Annotated in this window: 18 protein-coding genes; 9 read left to right on the forward strand and 9 right to left on the reverse strand. The window is 70.7% G+C overall.

Translation table 11 applies throughout. From position 1 onward, the window contains the following. Positions 1-39: 39 nt before the first annotated feature. A complete protein-coding gene (locus SPRI_RS02070) occupies positions 40-1,839 on the forward strand; it encodes a serine/threonine-protein kinase (protein WP_050791386.1) in 1,800 nt (599 codons plus the stop codon). Positions 1,840-2,041: 202 nt separating this feature from the next. Here the strand turns inward: SPRI_RS02070 and tpg are convergent, their stop codons facing one another. From tpg to SPRI_RS02090, 4 genes are all read right to left on the reverse strand, one after another. Then, positions 2,042-2,596 (reverse strand): telomere-protecting terminal protein Tpg, encoded by a 555-nt coding sequence (tpg, locus tag SPRI_RS02075; RefSeq protein ID WP_005307631.1) that lies wholly within the window; start codon positions 2,594-2,596, stop codon positions 2,042-2,044. Positions 2,597-2,601: 5 nt separating this feature from the next. Further along, positions 2,602-4,749: a telomere-associated protein Tap gene (tap, locus tag SPRI_RS02080; protein WP_005307633.1), complete on the reverse strand. Its 2,148-nt coding sequence runs from the start codon at positions 4,747-4,749 to the stop codon at positions 2,602-2,604. Positions 4,750-4,957: 208 nt separating this feature from the next. Beyond that, positions 4,958-5,542: a hypothetical protein gene (locus tag SPRI_RS02085; RefSeq protein WP_005307636.1), complete on the reverse strand. Its 585-nt coding sequence runs from the start codon at positions 5,540-5,542 to the stop codon at positions 4,958-4,960. A gap of 497 nt (positions 5,543-6,039) precedes the next feature. Then, on the reverse strand, positions 6,040-6,921 hold the full coding sequence (locus tag SPRI_RS02090) for an NAD(P)-dependent oxidoreductase (RefSeq protein ID WP_005307639.1): 882 nt from the start codon (positions 6,919-6,921) through the stop codon (positions 6,040-6,042). 108 nt (positions 6,922-7,029) lie between these two features. On the opposite strand from SPRI_RS02090, the gene SPRI_RS02095 reads away from it, so the two are divergent. The 3 genes from SPRI_RS02095 to SPRI_RS39710 all read left to right on the forward strand — a co-directional run bounded on the left by SPRI_RS02095 (position 7,030) and on the right by SPRI_RS39710 (position 9,481). After that, complete coding sequence (locus tag SPRI_RS02095; RefSeq protein WP_005307642.1) at positions 7,030-7,629, forward strand: TetR/AcrR family transcriptional regulator; 600 nt, start codon at positions 7,030-7,032, stop codon at positions 7,627-7,629. A gap of 826 nt (positions 7,630-8,455) precedes the next feature. Next, a complete protein-coding gene (locus SPRI_RS02100; protein ID WP_005307648.1) occupies positions 8,456-9,199 on the forward strand; it encodes a carbonic anhydrase in 744 nt (247 codons plus the stop codon). A 153-nt stretch (positions 9,200-9,352) separates the two neighbouring features. Further along, a complete protein-coding gene (locus tag SPRI_RS39710; protein ID WP_259372248.1) occupies positions 9,353-9,481 on the forward strand; it encodes a hypothetical protein in 129 nt (42 codons plus the stop codon). An 8-nt stretch (positions 9,482-9,489) separates the two neighbouring features. Here the strand turns inward: SPRI_RS39710 and SPRI_RS02105 are convergent, their stop codons facing one another. Both SPRI_RS02105 and SPRI_RS02110 read right to left on the reverse strand, forming a co-directional pair. Beyond that, positions 9,490-12,039, reverse strand: coding sequence for a glycoside hydrolase family 9 protein (locus SPRI_RS02105; RefSeq protein ID WP_050791668.1), 2,550 nt, complete (start codon positions 12,037-12,039; stop codon positions 9,490-9,492). 372 nt (positions 12,040-12,411) lie between these two features. Further along, the gene (locus tag SPRI_RS02110) at positions 12,412-13,224 is read right to left on the reverse strand and encodes a class I SAM-dependent methyltransferase (RefSeq protein WP_005307656.1); all 813 of its coding nucleotides are present in this window, start codon (positions 13,222-13,224) and stop codon (positions 12,412-12,414) included. A gap of 146 nt (positions 13,225-13,370) precedes the next feature. On the opposite strand from SPRI_RS02110, the gene SPRI_RS02115 reads away from it, so the two are divergent. The 3 genes from SPRI_RS02115 (at position 13,371) to SPRI_RS02125 (ending at position 16,385) form a co-directional block, all read left to right on the forward strand. Further along, on the forward strand, positions 13,371-14,399 hold the full coding sequence (locus tag SPRI_RS02115) for an SPFH domain-containing protein (RefSeq protein WP_005307659.1): 1,029 nt from the start codon (positions 13,371-13,373) through the stop codon (positions 14,397-14,399). Beyond that, entirely contained in the window at positions 14,396-15,430 is a 1,035-nt protein-coding gene (locus tag SPRI_RS02120; protein ID WP_037772961.1) for a hypothetical protein, read from the forward strand. Before SPRI_RS02115 ends, SPRI_RS02120 begins: the two co-directional genes overlap by 4 nt. Before the next feature lie 304 nt (positions 15,431-15,734). Continuing rightward, positions 15,735-16,385 carry a DUF4360 domain-containing protein gene (locus SPRI_RS02125; protein WP_005307665.1) on the forward strand — a complete coding sequence of 217 codons (651 nt, stop codon included), beginning with the start codon at positions 15,735-15,737 and terminating at the stop codon, positions 16,383-16,385. A gap of 66 nt (positions 16,386-16,451) precedes the next feature. Here SPRI_RS02125 and SPRI_RS02130 read toward each other — a convergent pair whose 3' ends face one another. The 3 genes from SPRI_RS02130 to SPRI_RS02140 are packed head-to-tail and all read right to left on the reverse strand — an operon-like array spanning position 16,452 to position 18,872. Beyond that, positions 16,452-17,255: an amino acid ABC transporter ATP-binding protein gene (locus SPRI_RS02130; RefSeq protein WP_005307668.1), complete on the reverse strand. Its 804-nt coding sequence runs from the start codon at positions 17,253-17,255 to the stop codon at positions 16,452-16,454. A 52-nt stretch (positions 17,256-17,307) separates the two neighbouring features. After that, the gene (locus tag SPRI_RS02135; protein ID WP_005307671.1) at positions 17,308-18,138 is read right to left on the reverse strand and encodes an amino acid ABC transporter permease; all 831 of its coding nucleotides are present in this window, start codon (positions 18,136-18,138) and stop codon (positions 17,308-17,310) included. Continuing rightward, positions 18,105-18,872, reverse strand: a complete 768-nt coding sequence (locus SPRI_RS02140) for an ABC transporter substrate-binding protein (protein ID WP_086025623.1) — start codon at positions 18,870-18,872, stop codon at positions 18,105-18,107. The genes SPRI_RS02135 and SPRI_RS02140 overlap by 34 nt, the downstream gene beginning before the upstream one ends. Positions 18,873-19,228: 356 nt before the next feature. Here SPRI_RS02140 and SPRI_RS02145 point away from each other — a divergent pair, with 356 nt between their 5' ends. Both SPRI_RS02145 and secD read left to right on the forward strand, forming a co-directional pair. Next, the gene (locus SPRI_RS02145; RefSeq protein ID WP_053556660.1) at positions 19,229-19,651 is read left to right on the forward strand and encodes a hypothetical protein; all 423 of its coding nucleotides are present in this window, start codon (positions 19,229-19,231) and stop codon (positions 19,649-19,651) included. 162 nt (positions 19,652-19,813) lie between these two features. Beyond that, complete coding sequence (secD, locus tag SPRI_RS02150) at positions 19,814-22,144, forward strand: protein translocase subunit SecD (RefSeq protein ID WP_053556661.1); 2,331 nt, start codon at positions 19,814-19,816, stop codon at positions 22,142-22,144. The last annotated feature ends 36 nt before the right edge of the window (positions 22,145-22,180 follow it).

The following is a 22,180-nucleotide window of genomic DNA, read 5'->3' on the forward strand; positions in this document are numbered from 1 at the left end:
GGACGCTTTGAGTTGGTGGAACGGCTGGGCAGCGGTGGGATGGGCACGGTGTGGCGGGCGCGTGACTTGGCGCTGCATCGCGAGGTCGCCGTCAAGCAGGTGGGCCCGCTGGCCCCCGAGCTTGCCCTCCAGGACACGAACGCTTCCCGGGTGCTGCGGGAACGTGTGCTGCGTGAGGCGCGTGCTCTGGCGCGGATCAGCGATCCGCACGTGGTGACGATCTACCACGTCGTCGAGGAGGGTGAGGGTTCTTACCCCTGGCTGGTGATGGAGCTGGTGCCCGGTGGCAGCCTGGCGGACCGACTGGACGAAAGGACGCGGCTGGAACCGCAGGAGGCCGCCCGCATCGGCCGACAGGTCCTGTCCGCGCTGCGTACCGCGCACACCGCAGGTATCTGCCATCGTGACGTGAAGCCCGCCAACGTGCTGCTGCGCCCGGACGGCGACGCGGTTCTCACCGACTTCGGCATCGCTGCCCTCCAGAGGATCGGCTCCACCGACACGGCGGTCGGGTCCGTGCCGCTGACCGCGACCGGTGAGCTCATCGGCACGCCCGAGTATCTCGCCCCAGAACGTATCCGAGGCAGGGACGACGATCCGGCCTCGGATCTGTGGTCGCTGGGCATCATGCTGTACGTCTGCGTAGAGGGCCACAGTCCGATGCGTCGGCCGACTGCATTGGCCACCATGGCGGCGGTCATCGACGGCACGGTGCCACCGCCGGTCCGGGCCGGCGCTCTGGCCCCCGTGCTGATGGAACTCCTCGTAGCTGATCCGGCAGCGCGGCCCTCGGCCCAGCGGCTCGACGCGATGCTGGCCGCAGTCACGGACGGCGGCACGGTCCCCACCCGCCTACTGGCTGAAGCAGACCGACCTGCGGAACCCGCCCCCGCCACGGATCCGCGAGCGGATCCCCACCCCCCGTCCGCCCTCCCCCGCTCGCCCCTCCGTAAGCGGGCCTGGCTCGCCGCCGGGGCCGCAGCTTTGGCCACGGCGCTGGCCGCGACCGCGGTCCACTTCATGGACACCTCACAGAACCCATCGGCGGACGGAGAAAAGCCCAGCACCCCGAACAAGCTCGGTCTCCTGAAACCAGGGACCCTCAAAGTCGCTGTGTACAACAGTGGCGGTGCCGGGATCGAAGAGCCCGGAATCTTCCCAACCGGCCTCGATCCCGACCTCGCCCGTGCACTCGGTGACCGACTCGGCCTGAAAGTGGAGATCGTCGGCGTCGAATATCCAAGCCGGATGATCGACGGGGTCCTGCACCAGGAGGAGGGGTCCCCCGGCCCAGTCAGCCCCACAAGGGGGTTCGATGTAGATGTGGCCCTCATGCCGGGCAAGTTCGTCGCTGGTGAACACGAGCAGAAACTCGACCTCATCCACTACTTCGACGTCGGATACGCCGTCTACGCGCCATGGAAGACCGCTCAGCGCATCCGTTCCAAAGCCGACCTCTGCGGCATGGACGTCTCGATGGGAAGCTACGAGGACCTGATAGAGAAGACGTCCTACGAGGAGTGCGGCCCGAACCCGATCGAGCCGGCCTTGAAAAACGGCAACTTGGATGCGTTTGTCACCAGTCTGCCCTGGGCCGTCCACAAGACGCGGAACTCCAATGGCGAGCTCCATCTGTCGAAAGCCGATCTGACAGAGGATGCCCCCCTCGTCATGGCCGTCGACAGCTCCAAACCCACACTAAGCGAAGCGATCACGAAAACACTCGACGCACTGATCAAAAGCGGCGAGTACGGCGAGATGCTCGCCGATCGAGCTCTGCAGGACGGCGCCGTCACTGCGGCCCGAATCATCCGCAGCACTCCGTCCGACTCGTCATGAGCGTCTGCGCCTCCCGCGACCGGGATCTGCGGCGTACACGAGACGAACAGCCGGCGAGCGGGGCGCAACGGCCGGCAACCAGGGTCGAAGCCGGCCCGGCCTCGTCACCTCTGCACCCGGCCCCTCCCCCACTTCAAGCACTCACTCGCCGGATGAAGCGCCCAGTCACAGGTGCCGAGCCGCGGACGCCGACGGCAGAGCCCTACAGGTCGAATTCGACATGTTCGACGTCCGTGAACTTCACCAGCAGGCCCGACGCCCGGCGGCCGGCGTCCTTGAAGTAGACCTCCTGCAGGGCTTCGGCCGCGATCTCGCTCAGTTCGTGTTCGGCCGCACCTTGTGCCTGGGCCTCGAAGAGCCGGCGTGCGTAGGTGGGCGGGAGGGCGACGGTGAGGTGGCGCAGGCGGGCGTCGTCGGTGCTGCCGGGGGCGGCTTCGTAGCCGAAGCGGGCGCGGGTGTCGATGACGATGCCGTCGGTGGTGGCGGCCTTCTGCTTGGCCTGGGCGCGGATCTGCGGCTGCCATCGCCGGGTCACCTCGCGTTCCATGCGGGCGGCGAGGTCCTTGCGGGGCCTCTTGATCTGGTCCTTCACGTAGCGTTCCACGGTGCGCTGGGTGATCCCGAGCGCCTGGGCGGCTGCTTTGGTGCCTTTGAGCTGTTTGACGAGGTAACGCATCCGGGCGCCGGCCGTCTTGGGGATCGGGCGGGTGAACGCCTTGTGCACGGCCGCCTCGAGGCCGTCGGCGAGGTGTCCCATCGGTGCTACTCCCCGTTGTCCGTGTGGGTGACGCGGCCGTCCTTGATGTACCGGGCGAGGTTCAGGCCGGGGCCGTGTTCCTCGTATGAGCCTTCCGCCCACAGGGTGGTCTGGGTGCCCTCGTGCTTGACCATGCCCGGCGAGACGCCGAGGCGGAAGCCGCCCGGCAGCGGTTTGCCGCCCTCGTAGGGGAGGAAGTCCAGCGGGCCGGGTCCGTCGGAGGCGTAGACGGCGCAGTCGGAGAGGACCGCGACCGGGTACCGGCCGGTGGCGCCCGCGAGCTTGAGCATCTTGCGGTGCATGTTGATCCGGGCCCTGGAGATGACGGCGGCGCGGATGTCGGGGCGCCAGGTCGGCCGGGCCAGTGCGGGCCAGGATTGACCGGGCCGCCAGCCGCCGCCCCTGGGTCGCTCCCTGAGCTTGCCGATGCCGCCCTTGACCGTTGCCTTGACAGCAGTGAGGACGATCGCCATCTGCGGGTCGTTCTGCTTGTGACCGTCCATCGCTGCGAGGAAGTCCTCGGGGCTCATGCCGGGGGTGACGCCAAGGTCGGCCATGGTGGCGATGTAGGCGTCACGCAGCCGGTTGTACCAGTCGTCCAGGTAGCGGCCGTTGTCGGGGCGGACGTACGCCTCGAGCGGTGTCACCCGGTAGCCGAGTTCGACCGCGTAGGCGACGGTCGGGGTCGCGTACCAGGCCGGGCCGGTGGGGCGTTCGCCGGTCGGTGTGAACGGGGAGGGCAGACGCGGGTCCAGTGCGATGTGAGAGAGGTCCACCAGCCAGGATCCGGGCAACTTCGGATCGAAGACGGGCTGCTTGACGTGGACCGGCGCTCCGAGGCCGACGATCGTGCCGTTGGCGGCCGCGGCGAACGCCATGTTGACGTCGATGCCGACGACGAACCGCTTGGTGCACTCGTCGTCGGTGAGGGGGCGGACCCAGTCGTAGGCCTCCTCCACCAGGACCTCGTCCGGGGTGCGCTGGTGGAACCGGGGCAGGTGTGCGAGCAGCGGGTGCCCGTCCGGCGCCTCACACGGTGCGCATTCCACCGGCTCGGTGCCGAGCGAGCCGGGGTTGTGCTCACGGTGCCGCTTCCCCGTCTCGTCCGGCTCGCCCGCGCGGGTCGGGGGGTGCAGAGCCGTCATCAGCTCCAGGCCGGTGACGGCGGTCGAGCCGCGCGGCGTCATCACCCTCTCCGCGTAGGTGCCCAGCAGGTTCGCGAGGTCCGGCGCCGGCAGCTGGGCCGCCTGCCCCCAGGAGCGCTCGTCGAGTGCGTTCCAGCCGAGGATGCACAACTGGACACAGGAGCGCCTCGATCCCTGTGCCGGACGGTAGATGCGCGCCCACGGCCCGAAACCGCGGCGCGTGAGCTGCCAGTTCGCCTTGTCCAGCTGCTTCAGAATCTTGTGGTCCTCGTGCAAGCGGCCGGCGCGGCGCTCCTCGTCGGAGAGTCTGGTGGGCAGCCCGTAGCGGTCGGCGGCGGCATCGGTGAGGACCACGAGCGGGTCGGCGTCCTTGCCGGACCGGTGCAGGCGGGGCGCGCCGAGTTTCGCCTCGGTGAGCGCCCATTCCACCAGCGCCGGCAGGGACTTTGCCGGGACGTCCAGGACCAGGCCGCCCAGGCAGTACGCCGACACCGCCCCGTCGACGACGTCGATGACCGCCAACGGACCGTGGGCGAACCGCGGGTCCCCAGTCTGCGTCGCGGATGCGGGCTTCGGGGTCGTCCGGCTCGCCGTAGGGCGGCGTGAGGTGGGTGGGGAGGCGTCCGCCGGCTGCGGATCCGAGTGAGTGGGGCGGGAGCTGTGCTGATCGGCCGGTGGCGCTGCGGCCGGTGAGGGCCGGCCGGTGACGGTTTCCGGGGCCGTGCGCGCTTCGGTGACCGCCTCTGCGGCCGGTGCGGGAAAGCGCGCGGCGAGGCCCTCGAGGAGACGGGCATAAGCGGCGCGCTTCGGCGGCCGCGGCTCGGTCCGGCCTGCTTCCCAGTTCCCCACGGCTTCACGCCGGGCGTTCAGCGCCGAGGCGATCTGCGCCTGGCTGAGCCCTGCGGCCTCGCGAAGACGCTTCCGTTCCGCGGGGCTCGGCAGATCGTCCTGCGCGACCTCCTCGAGCAGCGCGTCAACAGCGTTGAACAGCTCGTTCTCAGTGGGCACGGTCCACCTCCGTGTCCACCCTACTCCGATCGCTCACTGCATCGCGCCTGAATCACACGATCGATCGCTCCTGGATCGCACTCTTCTTGAGGCAGGTTCGGCAAGCAGCCCCAGGGCAGCGGGACGAGAACACCGGCCCTGTGCCGTTCTCAGCGCCGTTCTCAGCGCCCCGGACGGGCCGCTGCCCCTTACCGTGCACCTCCGGCTCTCAGCTGAAGATGTCCAGGACATCCAGCCAGGAGCCGTCGTCGGCGGAGCGGGCCCGCATCGGGCGCGGCTCCGGGTAGGTTGCCGCTGCGGCCCTCGCGCGGACGACCTCCGGTCCACCGCACGACGCGACCGCGAAGGCACCGAAAACCTTGGCGAACGAGGCCGGGTCACGAAACTCCACGCCGAACGCCCGGCCGTCCCGCAGCGGTACCCACACCACCCGGTCGGACCGTATCCACTCCGGCACCGGCTGGTCGTCCGCGGTGGACCGCCCCTCCAGCCACAGCCGCGCCACGTGTAGGAGGTTCACCTCCTCCATCGGCAACCGCTTGCGCCGTACGCGCAGTTCACGCGTCGTCAGCGTGACCCGCTGATCCTTCTTCGGATACCAGACGACGCCGATCCCGAACGGCGCCCACAGCAGGACCCCGATCACCGGCCAGACCAGAGCGTCGCCCCACGATCGGAGCAGCCCGCCGTCCAACAGGGACAGGGCCCCGAAGACCACAACCCACTTCGCCGTCATCCGCCAGAACCCGGTGCCCTGCCGGTACAGGACCCGCCGCTTCCTCGTCATCGTCATGCCCGCACGCTATCCGCCACCCCGCTGCTCCCGACAAGGCCGGCTGTCCGTCAAAGCCACTCGGACTTCGGTGGGACGCTCAGCCTTCACCGCGACAGGACAGCTGCCGGTGGTCGGCGCCTTAGGGTTGGCCGGTGCGCCTGTACGCCCGCGCCGCGCAACGCTGGCCTGAAGGCAGTCCTTCGGGCGTCCCTGTTCGGCGTTCTCGCGCAGGACGTCCACGGCCGCATCCCGAAGGAGCCACTCCGGGCCGGAGCCTCACGCTCGCAGGAAGACACGAGTCATGATCCGAAGGCGCTGGACCGCGAGTTTCGTCCCGCCCACCTCGCCGCACCCTCACCCGCCAGCCGCAGCATCACCTGGGGGTGGCTGCGCCATCGGCCGCATCGATTACCACTGACCGGCAGCAGCGGCTCCAGCATGGCCCGTTCTTCGTCGGTCGGATCACCTCTGCTTTTCGCGACCGGCGCGGTGAACTGTTCGTCGGTCGGGCGCGGTTATGCCTCGGCCTTCTTCATCAACTCCACCAGAGCGGAGAAGCTGTCCGCGGCGTGGCCGGCGTCCATACCGCGCCGGAAAAGCTCGACGACCGCGGCCGGAAGCGTTGTGTCGACTCCCGCGTCCGCGTTGGTGTGCAGGACATGCTCGACGCTGGCCATCCCCATGGCGAGGCGGTCCACGTCGCCGCTGTGCCGGCCGGCGTCGATGCGCTCGGCATAGAAGGAGAAGAATCCCGGCAACGAGTTCGCGGTCTCCACGGCGTGCGGCAGGATGTCCGCCGCTTCAAGGCCGTTGGCGTCGGCGAGGGTAATGGCCTGCCAGTAGCTCAGCATGGAGGTCCAGAACATGACCATGCCGATCTGGTACATGAGCGCGGCGAGCCCGGGGTCTTCCCCCCGGTGGTCGGTCCGCCCCGTGATGACTTCGAGCGCGGGCCGGTGCTGGTCGAAGACCTGACGCGGGCCGCTGTAGAAGGTCGACGATTCGGCCTGACCGATTCCGGAGGGCGGCACGGTGACGCCGCCGGTCAGCTGGACGGCGCCGCGCTCGGCTGCCCAACGGGCCGCGGTCCGGGCCCTTTCCGGTGTGTCCGAACTGAGGTTGACCAGGGTCCGGCCGGTCAGTGCGGCCGCGGCAGGCTCGAGCGTGGCGTACATGGCGTCGTAGTCCGTGAGGCTGAGGATCACCAGCTCATTGGAGGCGAGGGCCTCCTCCACGCTCGGCGCGAGCACCGCCCCACGCGTGACCAAGGCGTCCGCGCGCGACGCGGTGCGGTTCCAGACGGTGACTTCGTATCCGCGGTCGAGGAAGGCGCCGGCCATAGCTTGCCCCATGGGGCCGAGGCCGATGACGGTGACCGACTGCTCGGTGCTGCTCATGACGAGATCTCCATCCCTACTAAAACGAGCGCTCTATTTAGAGCATGGTCGGAACGTATCACAGTCCTGGAACGAACGCTCTACTCAGTCAGTCGATACTGTGGGTGCATGCAGACCAGCACACGGGACCGGATCGTCGTCACCGCATCACGCCTCCTGCAGCGACAGGGCTACGTCGGCACGGGTATCAAACAGATCGCTCAGGAGGCGCAGGCCACCCTCGGCTCCATCTACCACTTCTTCCCGGGCGGCAAGGAGGCCGTCGCCGTCGCTGCGATCAAGTACAGCACCGAGGAATTCGCGACGCTCCTGCGGAAGGCACTGGACAGTGACGACGACCCGGCGGAGGCTGTGATGGCCTGCGCCCGGCATCTCGCCGATGAACTGAGCGAGTCGGGTTGGATCGACGGCTGCCCGGTCACGGCAGCAGCCCTGGAGACGCTCGGCACCGACTCAGAGATCCAGCAGGCGTGCGCCGACGCGCTGCGCAGCTGGGAGCAATTGGTCTGCGACAAGCTGCTGCGCTGCGGCCTCCCCTCCCAGAGCGCCCGGGAACTGTCGATCACCATCATCTCCGCCCTGGAAGGTGCCGAAGTCGCCGCCCAGGTCAACCGCAGCAAGGAACCACTGCAAGTGGCCGGCCGGCAACTCGCCCGCCTCGTGCGCTCGCACGAGGTCCAGTCACCGCCGGCAAGCGGCACCCGTTGATCGGAGATGCAGAGCCCGGGCCGAGGAGCCTGAGGAGGCAGGCAAGGTGATCACGGGTTCATCAGGCAGTACGGGGCGCGTTCCCCAGGCCCTCACGTGGAGCACTGATGACCAGGACGAGCTGCCCGGCGCTCTACGCCTTCCGCAGCGTCGTGGTGTGGCCGCCGAGGCAGCCCAGGGGCTCGTCACCCGGCTCGGGAAACAAGCGGTGCAAGCAGTCATCGCCCGCATCCACCCCGATCACAGGGCATCCGCCTCCGTCGCCACCGCAACCAGGCTCCCCCTATGACCTTTTCGTGGCTCCACAATGGGGCCTCCGGCCTTCAGGTCCGGCATGACGCCGTGAGTGGTGGTGGATGAGGCCGGTCGTGGTGTCACGGATGAGTACCGTCGCCTCGCGGGCCAGCTTCGTGTCCGGCAATGTCACGTCGGCCGTGCCGTCCACGGGTGCGTCGTTGTCATCTGATCCGCCTTCGTAAGGTTCGGTCTGCTGCCCTCTTGGGCGATGCCCTTCCAGCGTTGCGGGGCCGGTGAGGAGCCGCCATGGCGAGTCCGTCATACGTCGCACGGACAGCGACACACGGGAGAGGCCGGCTCGGGCGCAGGCACCGGGGTGCGAGGTGGGGGTCGCGCGGGCGTACGCGACACCGTCGCCGCCGATGCGGGCCGGCGAGGCCGGAGCGCACTCCCATGAGCACCGGCCGATGTCGGTGAAATCGTCGGTCTGACCGTCTCTCACGCTCCCCCAGGCCATGGACTGATCAAGCATGCGCAAAGAAAACACATGAACGAACGCACCGGCTGTCGACGGATCTACGTTCGCTGCGTGAAGAACACACCGCGAACGAACTCATCCGTCGGCGGAAGCCGGCGCACTCTGCTGCGCGCCGCCGTCGCGGGCGGCGCCCTGGCCTCCGGCGGCCTCGTATGGGCAGGCACGCCGGCCTCGGCCTCCCCCGGTCCCGCGACGGCCCGCCGCCCCCGGCCGGGCACTCCCGCGCAGGCCCTGCGCGAGCTGGCGGCCGGCAACCGCCGCTGGCGCACCTTCCGGCAGCAGCATCCGCACGAGAACTCGGCCGTGCGCGAGGAACTGATATCCGGTCAGGAACCCTTCGCCGTGGTCCTCGGCTGCATCGACTCGCGGGTGCCGCCGGAACTGGTCTTCGATCAGGGCCTCGGCGACCTGATGACCGTGCGCTCCGCCGGTGAGGTGCTCGACGAGGCGGTCCTCGGCAGCGTCGCGTACGGGGTACTGGAGCTGGACATCCCCCTGGTCATGGTGCTCGGTCACCAGTCCTGCGGAGCGGTGACGGCGGCGGTGCACGCGGAGGAGACCGGCGAGGAACTCCCCGCCCACATCCAGTACATCGCCGACCGCATACGGCCGGCCATAGACCACTCCCAGGAGGGCGCGGCGCGCGTCGACTCCACGATCACCCGCAATGTCCAGATGGTCACGCGGCTCCTCGCGCAGGAGCCCGACCTCGCGGCGAGGATCGCGGCCGGGAAGCTCGCGGTCGTCGGCGCACGCTACGAACTGAGCTCGCAGCTGGTGCACACCGTCGCCTGACGTCTCCGCCTGGCCGGGCCGGCCGAGGCGTCCCGGCCGGCCCCGCGGGGTCTGGCACCCCTCATGCCGAAGGTACGGCTCCCCGCCGGCCCACCCGCACCACCGACGGGCGGGTGGACCGGGACGCGACGGAGCCGGCCGGAGAGGCATCCGGTGCTGAACCACCGTGGGCGCGGCGCCCGTGCGGCCAAGCGCTGGAAGGCGGCGCAACGCGGCTGCTCCGGCCGGCTCCTCGTCGGGGAGGACCTGCTTCAGCCTCCCGCGGTGCACCGCGGCCTGTGACCGCGGCCCTACCTGGCCGGCGTCACCCCGCAGGGCCGGCCGTCCAGCTTGAAGACACGTGGGTCGTTCACCTGTCCGCTCGACCTTCCGTTGAAGCCGAATCGGACGGTTCCACCAGGAGCCAGGCTGGAGTTCCAGCTCAGCGCCTTGGCCACGACGTCCGGGCCCGTCTGGGAAATGGTGGCGCCCCACGGGTCGGTCACGCGCTGCGTGTCGGAGTACGTCCACGAGAGCTGCCAGGGGCTGACCGTCCGGGTGCCGGTGTTCTTCACCACGACCTGGGTGGTGAAGCCGCCGTCCCACCGGGTCGAGGTGTAGGTGACCTCACAGGCCGGCTTGCGGTCGCCGCCGCCGCCGAGGTCGTCCACGTAGGAAGCCACCCAGGCGAGCGGGGCGTTCCAGTTGACGGTGATCTCGTTCGTCGACCACGACTCGATGTGGTCGATGTAGCACATCGCGGGTGCGCAGCCCTGCAACTTGCTCTGCGCGACCGGGTCCTGGATGGCGTCGTTGGGGCCGCCGGCCAGCGAACCCGGTGCCGGGTTCGGCAGGGACGGGTCGAGCTGGTCGGCCCAGAAGCGGTGGTGCTGGTTGCGGGAGTCCCGCTCGCCGTATCCGGTGACGTACGACTGGTTGAGCGGATTGCGGCCGAGCAGGTAGTCGAGCCCGCGCAGCACGCCGTCGCGGTACACGACCTTGCCGGTCAGGTCGTGGGCCGTGCCCAGGACCACCATGTTGTTGGCGACCTGGCTGTTCGAGCCCCATACGTAGTGGCCGTCGGAAGGTGCGTAGGGCAGGCCGTACGCGGCCTCGGCCGAGTCGGCCGCGTACCCGTCGGCAGCCCGCGTCACCATGGACCGCACCGACTGGAGCTGATCGGCCGTCAGCTTGCTCGGCACGGTCGCCAGGTCCAGCGCTCCCAGGCCCGCGACCGAGCCCCACGACATGCCGCCGCGCGGGAAGACCATGTCGGTGTCGCCGTGCAGTGGTGAGCGCAGCACCTCCTGGCGGTAGGCGTCCTGCCCGGTGGTGAGGAACAGTTCGGCCGCCGCCCAGTAGAACTCGTCCCGCACGTCGTTGTCCGGGTACGCGCCGCCGCCCGTGCCGTCGTCGGGGTCGGCCAGGATGTCCGGGTGGGCCTTGGCAGCGTTCCACGCGGTGACCGCCGCCGTCCGGCACCTGGCCGCGAAGCCGGCGTCGTACGGCGCGAAGAGGCGGGCACACTGAGCGGCGGTGGCGGCCACGTTGAGGGTCGCCGCGGTGGTCGGCGGATGGAGCTCGCGGGGCTGCGGGTCCTGGTCGGGGCGGGTCGGCAGGCCGGTCCATGCCTTGTCGTGGAGCTTGTGGTGCGCCATGCCGGCCAGCGGCTCGCCCGCCGGCACCATCATCCGCATCAGGAAGTCCATCTCCCAGCGGGCCTCGTCGAGGATGTCGGGAGTGGCGTTGCCGTGCTCCGGCAGCCGCAGCTTACCGTCCCCGAGCGGCGTGGCGTCGGCGTGCTCCTCGGTCAGCGTCCGCTCGAAGGCGGACATCAGCTGGGCCACGGAAATGCCACCGTTGACGACGTACTTGCCGTGATCACCGGCGTCGTACCAGCCGCCCGCCGCGTCCAGGCGGTAGTCGCACACACCCGGTTGGCAGGGCACGTCGTTGTCGCCCTGGTTGGGGCTCACGCCGACGTGCCCGGCGGGGCGGGCGTACTCCTCGCCGACGATCTCCGCGTCGATCTCGATGCCGCTGCGGTTGTGGTAGAAGTACGCGAGCGCGTCGGTGCGCAGCGAGTCGTAGAGGTCGTCACCGATCGCGAACGGTTCGCTCTTCTCCTCCCCGACCGTGACGGTGTAGCCGTCCCCGGCGGTGGTCACCGAGCTGAAGTCGAAAGTGTGGACGTTCTGGCGCGAGGTGGGGTCCACACCGGCCGGGGTGGTGGTGCCACTGGCCCGCCGCGTCCCGTCGGCGGCGTTGACCGTCCATGTCAGCGGCTCGGTGGCCTCGGTGACGAAGGTGCCGCTCTTGGGGCCGTTCGTGAGGTAGCCGACCTGGTTGACGCGGACGGGTGAGCCGGTGTCCGGCTCGTACGGCGGCGGTGCGGTGCCGCCGCGCAGGGATACGTCGTCGATGCAGAAGGTGAACGCCTTGTCGCTGCCGCCGACTTGGAAGACGAGCTGTGCGGCTTCGTGGTCGGCCGCCGCAGTGAAGGTGTGGCTGACGCGTTCGGCGCTCTCCCCCACCTGCTGTGTCGCGGCGAGCTCCGTGCTCCAGGGGTCGACACTCATCTGGACGTTGGTACGGATGGTGACCGGCACCGTCGACGTCGCCGAGTAACTGAGCGTGTATCCCTCACCGGCCGCGAGGGCCAGTCCGTTCTGTCCGATGATGGCGTCCCACGGGTTGGCCGTGCCGGCGGGGACATCGGCGCACAGGCGCCCGCCCACGACGGCTCCGGGGCTGTTCTCGGTCCACCACCACGGCGCGGTGCCGCTGGCGAAGTCGCCGTTGACGATGAGTTCGGGTCCTTCGTCGGCCGGCTCTGCGGCGGTGGCGGGCGCGGCGACCATGGCCCCGGCGAGCAGGCCGGCGAGGGCGGCGACGTTCAGCGCCAAGCGTCTGGGCCCGCCCGGGCGGCGGGGCGTACGGGCCGTACGGGTCGGATGGGTCGGATGGGGGAATCGGGGCTGATGATGAGACACGCCAAGGTCCTCTTGGGGAGTAGGAAGGGTGCGTGCGAGGTGTGGGAGCGCTCCCAATGTCAGGGGTGAGCGACACGGCGTCAAGATGTCGCGGCTGCAATCTCGTTCAGCCGCAGCGATTGCGCACTGGACGCGGCGGCGGCACCGGACGCTCACCCAGCGGTTCTGCCGAGAGCCCGGGCGCCGGAGGGGCGGGGGCGGCGAATCCGAGAGCGCGGGCCGATGGAGCCTTCCGACGGGTCAGACGTCCCGCGGTTTGCGGGCGACGACGAGACGGGCGCGGGGGCTGCCGTCCGGGAGCCGGCCCAGGTCGGTCAACGGGAAGAGTTCCACGGTGAATCCGGCTCGGCCGAGGTCCTCGAGCACGGCGGAGAGCGGGAAGGTGCGGTAGTACATGACGAAGCGGGGCCGCCACAGGGCGTTGCGGATCCGCATCGTCGCGTCGAAGCCGAGCAGCGTCCAGTAGAGGAGCGAGTTCGGCCCGGGCGGGGCCATGACAGGAAACGCGAAGCAGCCTCCGGGGCGGAGAGCGGCGTGCGCCTGGGTGAACAGCAGCGGGCGCTCCCTGGGCAGGAAGTGGCCGAACGCGCCGAAGCTCACGGCCAGATCGAAGGCGGGGGCGAACGGCAGCGCCCGCGCGTCGGCCCGTACCCAGGTGACGGCCGGCCCGCCCCGGCCGACGACCGACGGGCCGGCGGGCGCGGCGGGCGCGTCCGGGTCCGGGGATGCGGCCGGGTCCGGGGACGCGGCCGGGTCCGCGTACCGGGAGGCCGCGGCCGCGAGCATTCCCGCGCTGAAGTCGACGCCCACCGCCCGCTCCCGGCACACCTGCCGGAGCACATCCATGCCCGCACCGGTCCCGCAGCAGATGTCGAGACCCGCGGCGAAGGGGCCCAGCGGGCGCAGGGCGCCGGCCACGGAATCCAGCAGCCGGTCCGAGGTGCGGAACGGAGTCCGGTCGAACTTGGGGGCGAGCAGGTCGTAGCCGTGCTCGATGGAGGAGAGCGCCTGGACGGCGAGTTCGCGGAGCGTGGGGCCCTGTTCGGTGAACATCGCGGATCAGCGTAGCGCCAGGCGTGCCGTCAGGAGCTCCGCACCCTCCTCGGTCACGGTCACGCTCACACCCACGCCTTTCGTCGTATTGACGATAAGCCCTGCCGGGCGATATCGTCAGAGCGACGAAAAGAGGGGGTCCTGTCATGGCCGACATCACCGCACGTCTCGGCTGGCGCCACCTGCGCGCCGCACCCACCGCCCATGTCCGCCACCACAGGCGCGGACGTCTCGCCCACGACGGCACGGGCCTCAGCTTCTGGTTCCGCGCCCTCACCGCCGCGCTCTCCGAAGTGCCGGTCGACGACCGTGAGCTGGCCGTGTCCTTCCACGCCCGTACCGCCGATTTCCAGGACGTCTCGGTGCAGGCCACCGTCACGTACCGGATCAGCGAGCCGTCGACGGCCGCCGCCCGGCTGGACTTCTCCATCGACCCGGACACCGGGGCATGGCGCGCGGCGCCGCTGGAGCAGATCGCCACTCTGCTCACGGAGACCGCACAGCAGCACGCGCTCGACGTACTGGCGCGCACCCCCTTGTCATCGGCGCTCGCCGACGGAGTCGCGTCCGTGCGCGGGCGCATCACGGAGGGGCTTGCCGCCGAGCCCCGACTGCCCGCGACCGGCATCGAGGTGGTGGCCGTACGGGTCGTGGCGATCCGGCCGGAACCCGAGGTCGAACGCGCCCTGCGGACGCCGGCACGCGAGCAGATCCAGCAGGAGGCGGACCGCGCCACGTACGAACGCCGGGCCGTCGCCGTGGAGCGCGAACGCGCCATCGCGGAGAACGAACTCGCCAGCAAGATCGAACTGGCCAGGCGTGAGGAGCAGTTGGTCGAGCAGAACGGTACCAACGCGCGGCGCCAGGCCGAGGAGAGCGCGGCGGCCGACGCCGTGCGGGCGGACGCGGAGGCGAAGCGGAAGGTGCGCCTCGCCCGGGCGGAGGCCGAGGCCGCGGAGGCGGTCGGCGCGGCGCGGGCGGGGGCTCAGGCTGCCTGGCTGCGGGTGCACGGCGACGTGGATCCCGCCACCCTGCACGCCCTGGCGGTCACCCGGCTCGCCGAGAACCTGCCGCGGATCGACAGCGTCACCCTCTCCCCCGACGTGCTCACCGGGCTGCTCGCGCGGCTGGGCGGCGGGCAGCCGGGCGGGGCCGGCGGCGGAGGCGGCTCGTGAGTCTGGCCCCGCGGGCCGTCCTCGTGCACCGGACCACCGAGTACGAGGAGTTGCTGGCCCGGCACGGGACCCACGGCCAGGCCGACTTCTTTCTCGCCTCCCGGGGCCGGAGCATCCGCGACGTGGCGGTGCGGCACCATCGGGCCCAGCGGGCGCTGGCGGAGGTGGCGGCCGCCGTTCCGCTCCAGTGGCGGCAGACCAGGGTGGAGCGCGGGGACCTCGACCGGTTCCTGTTCGCCCCCGAGGACGTGGTGGTCGTGGTGGGCCAGGACGGGCTGGTGGCCAACACCGCCAAGTACCTGGCGGGCCAGCCGGTGGTGGGCATCGACACCGACCCGGGCCGCAATCCGGGGGTCCTGGTGCGTCACCGCGTCGAGGACGCCCGGCGACTGCTCCGCTCCGCCGTCTCGCCCGGACGCTCGGCGGACGAGCTGACCATGGTGGAGGCGGTCGCGGACGACACCCAGCGGCTGCCGGCGCTGAACGAGATCTATCTCGGGCGCCCCGGGCATCAGACCGCCCGCTACCGGCTGGACCAGGACGACGATGGACCCGGCGGGGGCGGGCCCGGCAGACACCGACCCGGCGGGGGCGGGCCCGGCAGGGATGGACCCGGCGGGGGCGTGCCCGGCGGAAGGGGATTCGGCGGGAGGCAATTCGGCGGGAGGGGAGACGGCGCCGAGAAGGTCGGCGGGGAGGCCCAGGCTTCCTCGGGGGTGCTGGTGGGGACGGGAACGGGTGCGACCGGCTGGTTGCGCTCGCTGTGGCAGGAGCGGGGCAGCACCCTCGCGCTGCCCGGCCCAGCCGAGCCGCGGCTCGTGTGGTTCGTCAGGGAGGCCTGGCCGTCCCCCGCGACCGGGACGAGCAGGGTGGCCGGTGCGCTGGAGCGGGGGCAACGGCTGCGGATCACCGTGGAGTCGGACCGGCTCGTCGTCTTCGGCGACGGCATGGAGAGCGACGCCCTGAGCCTCACCTGGGGACAGTCGGTGTCCCTGGGGATCGCGGACACCTCGCTGCGCCTGCTGGATTGAGCCGCCGGTCACCGCCGGGCAGGCCCGCCGAATGGCCGGACATCGCTCTAGTTCTCCCCTCCATTGGTTTCTACCATTCGACCAACTCCCGGGCCGCGAACGCCCGGGAGCCTCGGTCGAACATGTCATGTGCATGACTTTTCAACAAGTCCCGGCATGCCACGGCCGAATCACAGGACGGTCCAGCGCACTTGGTCCGTGACGGCCGGACGCCACGCGAGCGGGCGGCCGCACCCCCCACCTGACGGCCGGGCATCACTGTGCCCGGACCGCCCGGCACCGACAGCAATGGATTGGAGAAGCCATGACCGGTGGACTGCTGGTGAGCGGCGCGTTGGCCGCGCTGTTCGCCTCCGCGATCCCCTCGCAACAGAGCCCGTCCGTCATCACCGACCCGCCGCCGGACAAGATCGTGATCGAGGTGGCGACGGTCAACGGCTCCGGGTGTCCCGCGGGGACGGCCGCCGTCGCCGTCTCACAGGACAACACCGCCTTCACCGTGACGTACAGCGACTACCTCGCCCAGGTCGGCGGCGGCGCCCCGAGCACGGCGTTCCGCAAGAACTGCCAGCTCAATCTGATCGTGCACGTACCGCACGGCTTCACGTACGCGGTCGCCAGCGCCGACTACAGAGGTTATGCCTCGCTCCAGCCCGGGGCGAGCAGCACCGAGAAGGCGTCGTACTACTTCCAGGGATCGCCGAACACCGAGTCACGCTCGCACTCGTTCCGGGGCCCGTACGACGACAACTGGCAGGCGACGGACGAGACCGACTGGGCGCAGCTGGTGTGGGCGCCCTGCGGTGTCCAGCGCAACTTCAACATCAACACGGAGCTGAGGGTCAGCGCGGGCACCTCGGACCCGGCGCAGACCAGCTTCATGACCATGGACTCCACCGACGGTGACATCAGCACCATCTATCACCTGGCCTGGAAGGAGTGCCCGGGACGCTGACCCGCGCGGCCCCGGCCGGGACGTCCCCCGCCCGGCCGGGGCACCGGACAGGTGCCCCGGACGGGATCACAGCTCCTTGGCGGGGCCCTGTGGGCCGGTGTCCCCCGGCTGTGCGGCGGCGGCCGGATCCAGGATGCGCATCAGGAAGTTCCTGGTCCGCTCGTGCTGCGGGTCGCCCACGACCCGTTGTGCCGGCCCCTCTTCGACGATCACGCCGCCGTCCATGAAGACCACGCGGTCGGCGACCTCCCTGGCGAAGCTCATCTCGTGGGTGACGACCATCATCGTCATGCCCTCGGCCGCCAGCTGACGCATGACCGCGAGGACGTCGCCCACCAGCTCGGGGTCGAGCGCCGAGGTCGGCTCGTCGAAGAGCATCACCTCCGGTCCCATGCTCAGCGCGCGGGCGATGGCCACCCGCTGCTGCTGGCCGCCGGAGAGCTGCGCGGGAAAGGCGTCGGCCTTGTCGGACAGGCCCACCCGCTCCAGGTTCCGCCGCGCCACCTCCGCGGCCTTCGTCTTGTCCCTGCGCAGGACCCGCCGCTGCGGCAGCGTGAGGTTCTCCGTGACGCTGATGTGCGGGAAGAGGTTGAACTGCTGGAAGACCATGCCGATCCGGCGGCGCACGGCGTCGATGTCGACATCGAGGTCGGTGACCTCCGTGCCGCCCACGAACACCTGGCCGGCGGTCGGCTCCTCCAGCAGGTTCACACAGCGCAGCAGCGTCGACTTGCCGGAGCCGGAGGGGCCGATGACGCACACCACCTCGCCCCGGGCGATCTCGAGGTCGATGCCGCGCAGCACGTGATTGTCGCCGAACGACTTGTGCAGGCCCCGGATCTCGATCTCGGGGCCGTCCGTACTGTCCATGATCCCGCTGCTCCCGCTTCCCGACGACTGTGGCGCGACCGGCATTCGAACCTCACCTCGCCTTGTCGGCTCGGGCCTCGAGGCGGCGCACCACGAAGCTGAGCGGCACGGTCACCAGGAGGTAGCAGAGCCCCGCGACGAGGATCGGCGTGGAGTTGGCGGTCTGGCTGGCCAGATCCCTGCCGAACTTGGTCAGTTCGCGTTCCTCGAGGGTGACGCCGAGGAACAGCACCAGCGACGAATCCTTGAAGAGCAGGACCAGTTCGTTGGTGAGCGGCGGAATGACGATCCGGAAAGCCTGCGGAATGATCACCGAGACCATGGCCCTGGCGTGGGAGAAGCCCAGCGACCTGGCGGCCTCCATCTGCCCCTTGGGCACCGCCTGGATGCCCGCCCTGATCGTCTCCGCCATGTAGGCGGCGGCGACCAGGCCGAGACCGAGGGCGACCTTGCCATAGGTGCCTCCGGGGATCTCCGTGCCGGGGAAGGCCAGCGGCACGGCCACACCGACGAAGATGAAGATCAGCAGCGCGGGCAGACCGCGGAAGATCTCGATGTAGACGCCCGCGAGCCACCGGTAGGGGGCGACCGACGACAACCGCATCAGCGCGATGATCAGACCCAGCACCAGTCCGAACACGAAACCGGAGACCGTGTAGACCACGGTGTTGCGCAGCGCGGTGGTGATGATCGCGGGGAACAGCTCGGAGGCGAGGTCCTTCTGCGCGAACTGGTTCTGCAGCCGGTCCCAGTCGGCCAGCAGGCCGACGACGACGAGCGCGGCGACGAAGATCGCGTACTGGATGCCCTGCGACACCCGCCGCCGCTGGCGGCGGGTGAGGCGTGAGGTCACGACTGCGCCTTGGGCAGCGGGCCGATCCACTGCTTGTAGAGCTTGTCGTAGGTGCCGTCGGCGCGGGCGTCCTGGATCGCCTTGTCGATGGCGGCACGCAGCTTGTCGTTGCCCTTCTTCACCGAGAAGCCGTACTGCTCACCGGTCTCGATGTTCTCACCGAGCGCGAACTGGGCGGCGTTCGCCTTGTCCTTGAGCCAGCCCTGGACGACGGGGTAGTCGATGATCACCGCGTCGACCTGTCCGGTGCGCAGCCCGTTGATCACCGCGTCCGAGCTCTCGAAGGCGACGGGGTCGAAGCCCTGGCTCTTGGCGTAGCTCTCGCCTGTGGTCTCCGCCTGTGCTCCGAGCTTCTTCTTCCCGGACTTCACCTCGTCGAGCGATGTCACGCCGCTCTTCTTGGTCGCCAGCAGCGCCTGGGTCGCGTCGAAGTAGGGGACGGAGAAGTCCACGTTCTTCTTGCGGTCCTCGGTGATGGTCATGCCGGCCGCGGCCAGGTCGCACTCCCCCGAGTTGAGGAACGCGCCGGTCTTGAAGTTCTCGAACGGCGTGTCGAGGATCTTCTGCTCGACGTCGAGGTTCTTCGCCACCAGGTCGATCAGCGCGACGTCGAAGCCGACGACCTTGCCGCCCTGCTCGAACTGGAAGGGCGGATAGGGCAGGTGGGTGCAGGTGGTCAGTTTGCCCTTCTCGACCACGGGGACGCCTCCCGCGGCCTCGCCCGGACCATCGTCGGAGGAACCGCATCCGACGGCGAGGAACATCCCGGCAGCCACGGCACCGGCGGTGGCGACGACACGGAAGCTGCTGCGGTGGCTGCGATGGCCGCTGGCCGTCCCGAACACGATGACCTCCAGGAGTGGGGGAGACGGAAGGCCGCGGTCCGCGACCGTCCGCCGAGATCGTAAGCCACGGGATGCGTGGTGCGCCGGAGCTGTCCACCAGGTGTTCCATCCTTCGGACACTCCGCCCATCGGACACCCCACGGACCGTCGGGCACTCCTCGGAGTCCGACGCCCACGGCGGCGGTGCGCTCCCAAGGCTCTAGGCTGAGCGGCGGCAGGGGTCGGACGGAGCGTGGAACGTCCGTCGGGATCGATGACGGGTGAGGGAGGGCGGGATGGGGAGACGGGTCCGACTCGTCCTCGCGACCGCGCTTCCGGCGGCCCTCTTCGGCGTCTGGTCGGTGTTCCTCCTTCTCACCGGCGGCACCGGCCACGGCGCCCAGGCCGTCGCCGGCCCCGTCGCTGTGGCCCCGGTCAAGGCGGGCACGCCGGCTCCCCTCCGCCCCGTCGCGGCGCACCGGAACGTGCCGAGCGCACCACAGGCCCGGCCGGCCGTGGCGGTCCCCCAACTGCTGGCCGCGGAGAACACCCAACGGCCGCCCGGCACTCCCCCGGCACTTCCTGACGCACCGGTGTCCGCGCCCGTCCATCCACTGCACGGCCGCGAGACGGCCGGTCCGCGTCAGGAGCGGGCCCCGCCCTCCGGCGTCTACGACCCGCGGCACACCCGCGGTCCTCCCTCCACCCGGCACAGCTGACGTTCCGGGGGCCTTACCCGGCCGATCCGCCGGCAGGACCCCAAGGCGTCCGCCGTCCGGTACCGCGGTGTGTCCGCGGACCGGTGCGCGTGACGACCTCTTCCTCGCGTCCTCAATCAGCGCAGGCGCCGGGTGCGCCTGCGTGCTGCCCGTGGAGCACCCATGTCATCTCGCGCAACGTTCTGGCGGGCGCTGATCGCGCTCGCCGTCGTCGCCGTGTCCCTGTACGTCGCCCTGACCACACCGGCCCGGCTCGGCCTGGACCTGCGGGGCGGAACCCGTATCGTCCTCGAGACCCGGGACTCCCCCACCGTGACCGCCGACCGGGAGGCCACCGACCGGGCGATGGAGGTGCTGCGCCGGCGCGTCGACGGGCTCGGCGTCGCCGAGCCCTCCCTCGCGCGCTCCGGAGAGCGGCGCATCGTCGTCGAACTTCCCGGGCTGAAGGACCCCCGCGAGGCCGCGAAGGTCATCGGCCGTACCGCGCAACTGACCTTCCATCCCGTCACCGGCACCTCGGAGGGGCCCGCGAGCGCTCCCGCGAAGGACGGCGCACGCGTCCTCGCCGACCCCGACGCACCGGGGAGCTTCCTGCGGCTCGGCCCGACCGCGCTCACCGGCGAAGGGGTCGAGGACGCGGAGGCGGTCCTCGACACCCTCGAAGGCCGCGGCTGGACCGTCGACCTCTCCTTCCGCGGCGACGCGGCGAAACAGTGGGCGCGCATCACGGGCGAGGCGGCCTGCGCGGCGCCCGCCGATCCCGCGCGCAGGGTCGCGATCGTCCTCGACGACGCGGTGGTGTCCGCGCCGGGCATGCAGAGCAGCGTGCCGTGCGGTGCGGGCATCACGGGTGGCTCCGCGCAGATCACCGGCGGCTTCACCCCGGACGAGGCCCGCGACCTGGCCGCTCTGGTGAAGGGCGGCGCGCTGCCCGTCCCGGTGACGACCGTCGAGCAGAGCACCGTGGGGCCGACGCTGGGCGCCGAGGCCGTCCGGGCCAGCGCCGCCGCGGCGGTGATCGGACTGCTCTGCACCGGCCTGTTCGTCATCGTGGTGTACCGGCTCCTCGGCCTGCTGGCCACGGTGGCGCTCGCGCTGTACGGGCTGATCTCGTACGCCGCCGTCGTGGCGCTCGGGGCGACGCTGACGCTGCCCGGGCTCGCCGGGTTCGTGCTGGCCATCGGCATCGCCGTGGACGCCAACGTGCTCGTCTTCGAACGCGCACGAGAGGAGTTCACGCGCCCGGGAGGCCGGGGCGGCACCAAGCGGCGCGACCTGAAGTCCTCGCTGCGCACCGGCTTCGGCAAGGCGTGGAGCGCGGTGGCCGACTCGAACATCACCACACTGCTCGCGGCCGGGCTGCTGTTCGTGTTCGCGACCGGCCCCGTGAAGGGCTTCGGTGTCACCCTGGCGATCGGCGTGCTGGCGTCGATGGTCTCGGCCATGCTGATCACCCGGCTGCTCGCCGAATGGGCGCTGAGCGTGCCGTACGTCCGGCGCCGTCCCGCGCTGACCGGCATGGCCGGGCCGGGACGGCTGCGGGAGCGGCTCGCCCGGCGCACCCCGAGGCTGATGCGGCACCGGCGCCGCTGGCTAGGGATCTGCTCCGGGCTGCTGCTCCTCGCAGTCGCCGGTATCGGCGTGCGCGGGGTGGAGTTCGGAGTGGAGTTCACCGGCGGCAGGGTCGTGCAGTACACGGCGGAACGGTCCGTCGACGCGGACACGGCCCGCGAGGCGGTCGTCGCCGCGGGGTTCCCCGACGCGGTCGTGCAGTCGACCGACGACAACGGGATCTCCGTCCGCACCAAGGAGCGCGGTGACGACGAGCAGGAGCGGATCCGCGGCGCGCTCGACGACGTGGCCGGTGGGTTGAGCGTGGAACGGGACGATCTCATCGGGCCCAGTCTGGGCAGCGAGCTGCGCATGTACGCGCTGATCGCGCTCGGCGTCGCCGTCGCGGCACAACTGCTCTACCTGTCCGTGCGGTTCCGGTGGACGTTCGCGACGGCAGCCGTCGTCGCGATGGCGCAGGACGTAGCCCTGGTCGTGGGTCTGTTCGCGTGGCTCGGCAAGCCGATGGACAGCGTCTTCCTCGCCGCGCTGCTGACCGTCGTCGGGTACTCGGTCAACGACACGGTCGTCGTGCTCGACCGGCTGCGCGAACTCCGCAGGACCGGCGGCTCCATCCCGCTGGAGACCCTGGCGGACCGGGCCGTCGCGCAGACCCTGCCACGGACGGTCAACACGGGCATGGGGGCACTGTTCGTCCTGGTCGCGCTGGCCGTCCTGGGCGGTGACTCGCTGACCGACTTCTCGATCGCGCTGCTCGCGGGAGTCGTGCTGGGGATGGCGTCCACGGTCTTCACGGCGATGCCGGTGGCGCTTCTCCTCCAGGCCCGGTACCCCGAGTCACGGGGCGCCGGCGGGACCGGGCGCCCGAGGCCGGCGAAGGAGGGCGGCAGGTCGAGAGACCGCTCGGGCGCGGTGGTCTGAAACCCGGGCCGGCCGGGACCCGCCCGCCGTGGGGGC

It is taken from the genome of Streptomyces pristinaespiralis, from assembly GCF_001278075.1.
Taxonomy (GTDB): Bacteria; Actinomycetota; Actinomycetes; order Streptomycetales; family Streptomycetaceae; genus Streptomyces; species Streptomyces pristinaespiralis.

Coding starts and splice junctions, on each gene's coding strand:
- SPRI_RS02070 (WP_050791386.1), top strand. CDS start 40: ATGGGCACGGTGTGGCGGGCGCGTGACTTGGCGCTGCATCGCGAGGTC.
- tpg (WP_005307631.1), bottom strand. CDS start 2,596: ATGGGACACCTCGCCGACGGCCTCGAGGCGGCCGTGCACAAGGCGTTC.
- SPRI_RS02085 (WP_005307636.1), bottom strand. CDS start 5,542: ATGACGATGACGAGGAAGCGGCGGGTCCTGTACCGGCAGGGCACCGGG.
- SPRI_RS02090 (WP_005307639.1), bottom strand. CDS start 6,921: ATGAGCAGCACCGAGCAGTCGGTCACCGTCATCGGCCTCGGCCCCATG.
- SPRI_RS02095 (WP_005307642.1), top strand. CDS start 7,030: ATGCAGACCAGCACACGGGACCGGATCGTCGTCACCGCATCACGCCTC.
- SPRI_RS02105 (WP_050791668.1), bottom strand. CDS start 12,039: ATGGTCGCCGCGCCCGCCACCGCCGCAGAGCCGGCCGACGAAGGACCC.
- SPRI_RS02110 (WP_005307656.1), bottom strand. CDS start 13,224: ATGTTCACCGAACAGGGCCCCACGCTCCGCGAACTCGCCGTCCAGGCG.
- SPRI_RS02115 (WP_005307659.1), top strand. CDS start 13,371: ATGGCCGACATCACCGCACGTCTCGGCTGGCGCCACCTGCGCGCCGCA.
- SPRI_RS02125 (WP_005307665.1), top strand. CDS start 15,735: ATGACCGGTGGACTGCTGGTGAGCGGCGCGTTGGCCGCGCTGTTCGCC.
- SPRI_RS02130 (WP_005307668.1), bottom strand. CDS start 17,255: ATGGACAGTACGGACGGCCCCGAGATCGAGATCCGGGGCCTGCACAAG.
- SPRI_RS02140 (WP_086025623.1), bottom strand. CDS start 18,872: ATGTTCCTCGCCGTCGGATGCGGTTCCTCCGACGATGGTCCGGGCGAG.
- SPRI_RS02145 (WP_053556660.1), top strand. CDS start 19,229: ATGGGGAGACGGGTCCGACTCGTCCTCGCGACCGCGCTTCCGGCGGCC.
- secD (WP_053556661.1), top strand. CDS start 19,814: ATGTCATCTCGCGCAACGTTCTGGCGGGCGCTGATCGCGCTCGCCGTC.